This is a genomic window from Neisseria sp. P0021.S006 (genome assembly GCF_051956895.1).
In genome coordinates, this window is record NZ_JBQCWZ010000066.1 from 1 (window position 1) to 5,836 (window position 5,836).

Annotated in this window: 4 protein-coding genes and 1 pseudogene; 1 reads left to right on the plus strand and 4 read right to left on the minus strand. The window is 52.3% G+C overall.

The annotated features are described in order from the left end of the window. The first annotated feature begins 20 nt into the window (after positions 1 to 20). A complete protein-coding gene (locus tag ACTHUM_RS10370) occupies positions 21 to 296 on the plus strand; it encodes a hypothetical protein (RefSeq protein WP_003748371.1) in 276 nt (91 codons plus the stop codon). A gap of 77 nt (positions 297 to 373) precedes the next feature. On the opposite strand, the gene argC is transcribed toward ACTHUM_RS10370, so the two are convergent. The 4 genes and pseudogenes from argC to ACTHUM_RS10390 all read right to left on the minus strand — a co-directional run. Further along, complete coding sequence (gene argC / locus ACTHUM_RS10375; protein WP_070645868.1) at positions 374 to 1,420, minus strand: N-acetyl-gamma-glutamyl-phosphate reductase; 1,047 nt, start codon at positions 1,418 to 1,420, stop codon at positions 374 to 376. 47 nt (positions 1,421 to 1,467) lie between these two features. Further along, positions 1,468 to 1,653 carry a hypothetical protein gene (locus tag ACTHUM_RS10380; RefSeq protein WP_141752518.1) on the minus strand — a complete coding sequence of 62 codons (186 nt, stop codon included), beginning with the start codon at positions 1,651 to 1,653 and terminating at the stop codon, positions 1,468 to 1,470. Between the two features lie 150 nt (positions 1,654 to 1,803). Then, complete coding sequence (locus ACTHUM_RS10385; RefSeq protein WP_070712145.1) at positions 1,804 to 3,507, minus strand: ABC transporter ATP-binding protein/permease; 1,704 nt, start codon at positions 3,505 to 3,507, stop codon at positions 1,804 to 1,806. A 131-nt stretch (positions 3,508 to 3,638) separates the two neighbouring features. Beyond that, positions 3,639 to 5,836 (minus strand): annotated as a pseudogene (locus tag ACTHUM_RS10390) (TonB-dependent siderophore receptor); the annotation flags it as partial.

Below are 5,836 nucleotides of genomic sequence, written 5' to 3' on the forward strand. Positions count from 1 at the left end.
ATTATGATGAGAGGTGTGAAATGACTCGTTCGCGTAAAAATATTTTTTGGGTGCTGCTGGCGTTGGTGCTGGGTTTTTTTGCCCTGCCTTTCGGATCTTCGGAAGCGCATGAAGCGGACGGTAATTTGACGGCTTCGGAATGCGAACGCTTGGGCAGTTTGAGTCTGGATCAGATGGACGGCAGGCTGCTTGCCTTCGCCAAAGAATGCGATATGGTGGAGGCTACCCACGATTGGGAGCAACAGTACGGCAACTTGAATGAAGAAGAAATGCTTGCCGGCGTGGTGTATGAGTGATGTTTGTGAATAAATTGATAAAGGCCGTCTGAAAAACCATTGTTTCAGACGGCCTTGTGTTTTTAATAAGGATGATATTAAGGCATCAATGGTGCATTAGTCAGGCCGGTGGTTTCGGGCAGGCCGAACATAATGTTCATATTCTGCACGGCTTGACCGGCTGCGCCTTTAACCAAGTTGTCGATGACGGAAAGAACAATCCACACATCGTCTTGATCGGGCGCTTTTTGAACGCTGATACGGCAGAGGTTGGCGCCGCGCACGCTGCGGGTTTCAGGTGTCGAACCTGAAGGCAGGATATCGACAAAAGGACTGTCGCGGTAGTATTCGCGCAGTAAGGCTTCGGGATCGGTATGTTCTTGCAGGTGCAGATACAGGGTGGCATGCATACCGCGTATCATCGGAACAAGGTGTGGCACGAAAATCAGGCCGTCTGAAACATGGTCTTGCAGTCTGGACAGGGTTTGTTGGATTTCAGGCAAATGGCGGTGGCCGCTGACGCCGTAGGCTTTGAAGTTTTCACCTGCTTCACACAATAGGGCGTGGGTACTGGCTTTGCGGCCTGCACCAGAAACACCGGATTTACAGTCGGCAATCAGCGGCGCGTTGGCTTTCAGACGACCAGCCTGAAGCAGCGGCAATAAGGGCAGAGAAACGCAGGTAGGGTAGCAACCCGGATTGGCCACCAGCATGGCTTTGGCGATGTCGTCTTTGTAAAGTTCGCACAAACCGTACACTGCTTGGGAAACGAGTTGCGGCGCTGCATGGGTCATTTTGTACCATTGTTCCCATGTGGGGATGTCGCGGATGCGGAAGTCGGCAGATAGGTCAATCACGCGTACGCCTTTTTCCACAAGGGCCGGTGCTTCTTTCATGGCTACGCCGTTGGGCGTAGCGAAGAATACGAGGTCGCAGAGGTCAAGCCCGGCCTCTTCGGGCGTTTGGAATGCAAGGTCGTAAATGCCGCGCAGGCTGGGGAAGTAGTCGGCAACCGCAATACCGGCTTCGCTTCGGCTGGTGACGGCAGTGACTTCTGCGTTGGGGTGGCTGCTGAGCAGGCGCAACAATTCGACGCCTGTGTAACCGGTTGCACCAACGATACCAATTTTAATTTTTGTGGTCATGGTGTGGCTCCTTTGTAGGGATGACAATGCGTTTGATTATATAGTAATTAATTGCAGTCGGTCAGCGATGCTTGTGCCAAGCTTTGCAAGGGACGGTTAAACAGGCCGTCTGAAATATAGCATGAATAATATTCGAGAGCGGGTTTCAGACGGCCTGAGCGTTTGAAAAACGCAGTTTGCGGTTCGATTTGTCTGTTGATTTGTGGTGGGTGTTTCGTCTTTATCCTATCCATACAAACACAAAATAAAAACGCAAAAAAATGCCCCCGGGTTGGAGAACCGGAGGCAAGTATCCAAGGAGTAGCTCTCATTAATAAGAACTAGTTACTTAGTACTATATCTCTTGTTAGGATTGAAAGCAAGCGTTTTGCACATTTTAACATTTAAATAATTTTTTCATTCAAATTCAGAGAGCTATCAAACAGGGCTTGAATTTTGGGTTGGTGGCTGATGCCGATGACCAAAGTATTGGGCAAATGTTGCTTGAGGGTCTGCATCAACATCAGGGCGGATTCGTCATCAAGCTGGTTGGTGGCTTCATCTAGGAACAGGATTTGCGGTTTGTGCAGCAGTGCGCGTGCAAGGCTGAGGCGTTGTTGTTCGCCGCCGGAGAGAATGCCGTGCCATTCGTATGAAGTGTCCAAATCGTTCATCAACGTGTGCAGTCTACCCGTGGGGCTGTTTAGGCCGACTTGTTTCAAAACGGTTTGAATCAAATGGTCGTCTTGGCAGGCTGAGTAAGGGTAGCTGACGGTTTGACGCAGGGTATCGGTAGGCAGGTAAGGGCGTTGCGGGAAGAACAGGCGGCTGCCTTCAAGGGAAAAACTGCCGTGATAATACGGCCATAAACCGGCAAGCACGCGAAGCAGCGTGGATTTGCCGATGCCGCTTCGACCTTCAAGCAATACCCATTCCGGAGAACGGGCTTGGAGGTGAATATCAGTAAGCAGGGGGCTGCCGGTTTGGGTGTAGACGGTAAGGTTTTGCAAGACGACCTTGCCGCTATGATGCGGCAAATCTGTTTGGTGTGACTGAAGGGAGGGGCTTTTTTGTTCTGCTTGTTCCAAGGCCGTCTGAAAACCGGAAAGCCGTTCGATGACTGCCGCCCATTCAATCAGGCGGCGGTATGCATCGGTAAACCAGCCGAAACTGTCTTGAACGCGGGCAAACGATGTGCGCGTCTGCATCATGTCGCCGAAGGTCATGGTTTTGGCGAGGTACATGGGCAGGGTGGCGAGGATGGGGATGAAGATGCTGATGCGGACATAGGTTGCCCAGAAGGTTTCTTGGCGGAATTCGCAGTTGGTGAGCCGCCGCCAGTTGTCGCGGATGCGGAGGTAACGTTGTTTCAGACGGCCTGTTTCCGCTTCGCCGCCGTTGTAGAAGGCGATTTGTTCGGCATGGTCGCGTACACGTAAAAGGGCTGCGCGGTAGTCAGCTTCGCGATGCTGGCGGTCGATATTGAGGTTTTTTAGTTTGCGGCCGACAAGATGGGCGATGACGGTGCTGAAGATGGAATAAATCAGTGCAACCCAAACAAGGTAGCCGTAAACGGTAATGCTGTATCCGCCGATGTTGAAAGTCTGTACGCCGGAGAGCGTCCACAGTACGGTGACAAACGCGCTGAATTTGGCAATATTATTGATGAAGGAGCGAAAGAGGCCGATGCTTTTGTCGGCAAGCAGGTAAATGTCTTCGGCGATACGTTGGTCGGGGTTGTCCGGTTCGCCTGTCAGGCGCAGACGGTAGTGTTTGTGGCCTTCGAGCCAGTTTTTTTGAAATTGCTCGGTCAGATGGGTGCGCCAACGGAAGATGAGGCGTTTTTGCAGCCAGTCGGCACAAACGATACAGCCGATAACCATCGCCATATAGCCGAGGTATTCGACAATGAGCGAAGGCATGGATGCGCCGTCAAATGCAGCCAGTGCGTCGTAGAAGCGTTTGTCCCATGCGGCAATCCAAACGCTGATGGTAATAGAGAATAGGGTGAACCCTATCAAAACGGTGAGCATCAGCCATTGGAGGTGACCGTGTGCCCCTGACCAAAAAGGGCGGGCAAGGTAAAAGAATTTTTTGAGTGTTTTCATAATGCTTGTGAATGCATGCGAATGGCCGTCTGAAAGTGAAATTGTACTTTCAGACGGCCTTTTTATCAGCAATAGTTGGTTTTTATATGCTTTTGAAGAGTGGGGGTAATCCACTCTCGGTTTGTCGCTACTTACATCTTCCACTTCAGGCTGAACACGGCATTGCGCGGTTCGCCGTAGAAGTTGCCGCTGTTGGCGGCACGGCTGTATTGGTTTTCGTAGTAGCGTTTGTCGGTCAGGTTGTTGACTGCCAGCCCCAGTTGCAGGTTTTTGCTCGGGCGGTATTGGACGTTGGTGTTCCAAACCGTGTAGCCGCCTTGCTTGATGGAGCCGTAGGAATTGGCGGTTTTGCTGCTGCTCTTCAAGCCAAGACCGACCGTCCATTTGCCGTCATCCACCGGCAGGACATAGCTGGTGTAGAGGCGGAACATATGCTTCGGCGTATGGCTGCTGAAGTTGTAGCCTTTTCGGCGCGATTCAACATTGCCGGTAACGCTGCTGCGGTTGGTGCTGCGGTTGAAGGTGTAGCCTGCGTAAACTTGCCAACGGGCGGTCAGGCTGCCGGAGATTTCGGCATCCAAGCCGCGGCTGCTTTGGTTGAGCGGTTCCCAGTAGGCGTGCGGTTTGGCATTGACGCGTTGGTTGTTGTTGTCTTTGTCGGTGCGGTAGAGGGCGACCGAGGTGTTCAGACGGCCTTCGTTCCATTCGCCTTTCCAGCCGAGTTCGTAGTTGCGTCCCATAATCGGCGGCAGTAGGTTGTCGTTGTAGTCGCGGTTCATCGTTTGTTTGAAGATGGACGTATAGGCGGCGTAAATACTTTGTTTAGGCGTGATGTCGTAAGTGATGCCGGCATAAGGAACGAAGCGGTTGCGTTTGAGCGAGTCTGATGAACCTGCTACCCCGTCTTTGAGGTCGCGATCCCAATAGTAGCCGCGTTTCCAGCTGGTGTAGCGTCCGCCTGCGATGATGTGCAGTTTGTCGGTAGGATTGATGCGCGCGCCCAAACCAAAGGCATGGGTAGTATAACGGCCGTTGCCGCCACGGGCTTTGGTTGTGGCAGAATCCCAATCGGGTTTGGCTTTCTCGCTGCCGTTAAAGGCATCTGCGTCATAGGTGCTGCTGTCGTTGAGCCAGCGGTTGCTTGAATTCACGTTCTCTTTGGAATAGCTGTGCATGAAGAAGAGGTCGTGATTTTGGCCGAAAGCGAAGATGCGGCCGGTCAGGTTGTTTTGGAAAGTGAACTGGCGGTTGCCTGCATCGTAACGGTCGAAGCTGTATGTGGTTCCCAGGCCGTCTGTACCGATGCCGTTACCTGTGCCGCCCAGCGTGTAATATTCTTTTGAACTGGTGTTCTTACGCCAGTCCAACTTGCTGCTCAGTTTCCAGTTGTCGTTGAAATAATGTTCAAATTCGGTAAAAAGATTGTATTTTTTCAGGCGGGCTTCGTTCCAATCCGCACCCAGATAGCGGCTGCGTTTCCACTCTTTGCCGTCTGCACGCATAGGTAGGCCGTCTGGATCGGGTGTTTCGGTTTGGTTGAGATAGCTTGCGCCCTAGGTAAGTTTGCTGTTGTCGCCGATGTCTTTGTCCATCACGCCATACAGAAGGAGGTCGCGGCCGCCGGATTGGTCTTTGAAGGTTTTGTTGCTGCCTACCGAGCCGACAAAGCGTCCGCGCAGGCCGTGCTCTTGGCTTAAGGTACCGGATGCATCAAAGACGCTGTTTACTTTGCCCCATGAGTTTGCCATCAAATCGGCGGAAAGCTGGCGTTTTGCAGTCGGCTTTTTACGGACGGCGTTTACAGTGCCACCGGGTTCGTTGTTTGCCTGTGTCAAACCTGCCGCACCGCGCACCACTTCAATGTGGTCGTACATTGCCATATCGGTTGCACTGGTCGGGTCGCCGGCCGGGCCGCCTAAGCCGAATCCGCCGGGTGAGCCGAGTTGAGTGGCAATACCATCTTCTTCAAACTGTTCGATAAAATAGCCGCGCGACATGAAATGCGTACGTCCGCCGCTTTTGAAAACATTGATGCCCGTAGCGTTTTGCAACGCACCTTCTAAGTCGGTGATGCCCTGGTCTTCAATTTGTTTTTTGGTAATGACGCTGACGGATTGGGGAATTTCCCGGGGAGAGAGCACTAATCCTGTAGTCGAACGCATCGCGGATACGGTGTAGCTGTTTTGACTTTCAGTACGCAGGCTTTTGTTTTTACCCACTACGGTAACTTGTTCCACTTCAGCCTGTTGTACTTCTTCGGCAGCTTGTGCGGCTTGGGGCAGTGCGGCAAGGCAGAGGGCAAGTGTGCTCAGTTTGAATAGTTTCTCAG

Coding starts and splice junctions, on each gene's coding strand:
- ACTHUM_RS10380 (WP_141752518.1), bottom strand. CDS start 1,653: ATGGATAGGATAAAGACGAAACACCCACCACAAATCAACAGACAAATC.
- argC (WP_070645868.1), bottom strand. CDS start 1,420: ATGACCACAAAAATTAAAATTGGTATCGTTGGTGCAACCGGTTACACA.
- ACTHUM_RS10370 (WP_003748371.1), top strand. CDS start 21: ATGACTCGTTCGCGTAAAAATATTTTTTGGGTGCTGCTGGCGTTGGTG.
- ACTHUM_RS10385 (WP_070712145.1), bottom strand. CDS start 3,507: ATGAAAACACTCAAAAAATTCTTTTACCTTGCCCGCCCTTTTTGGTCA.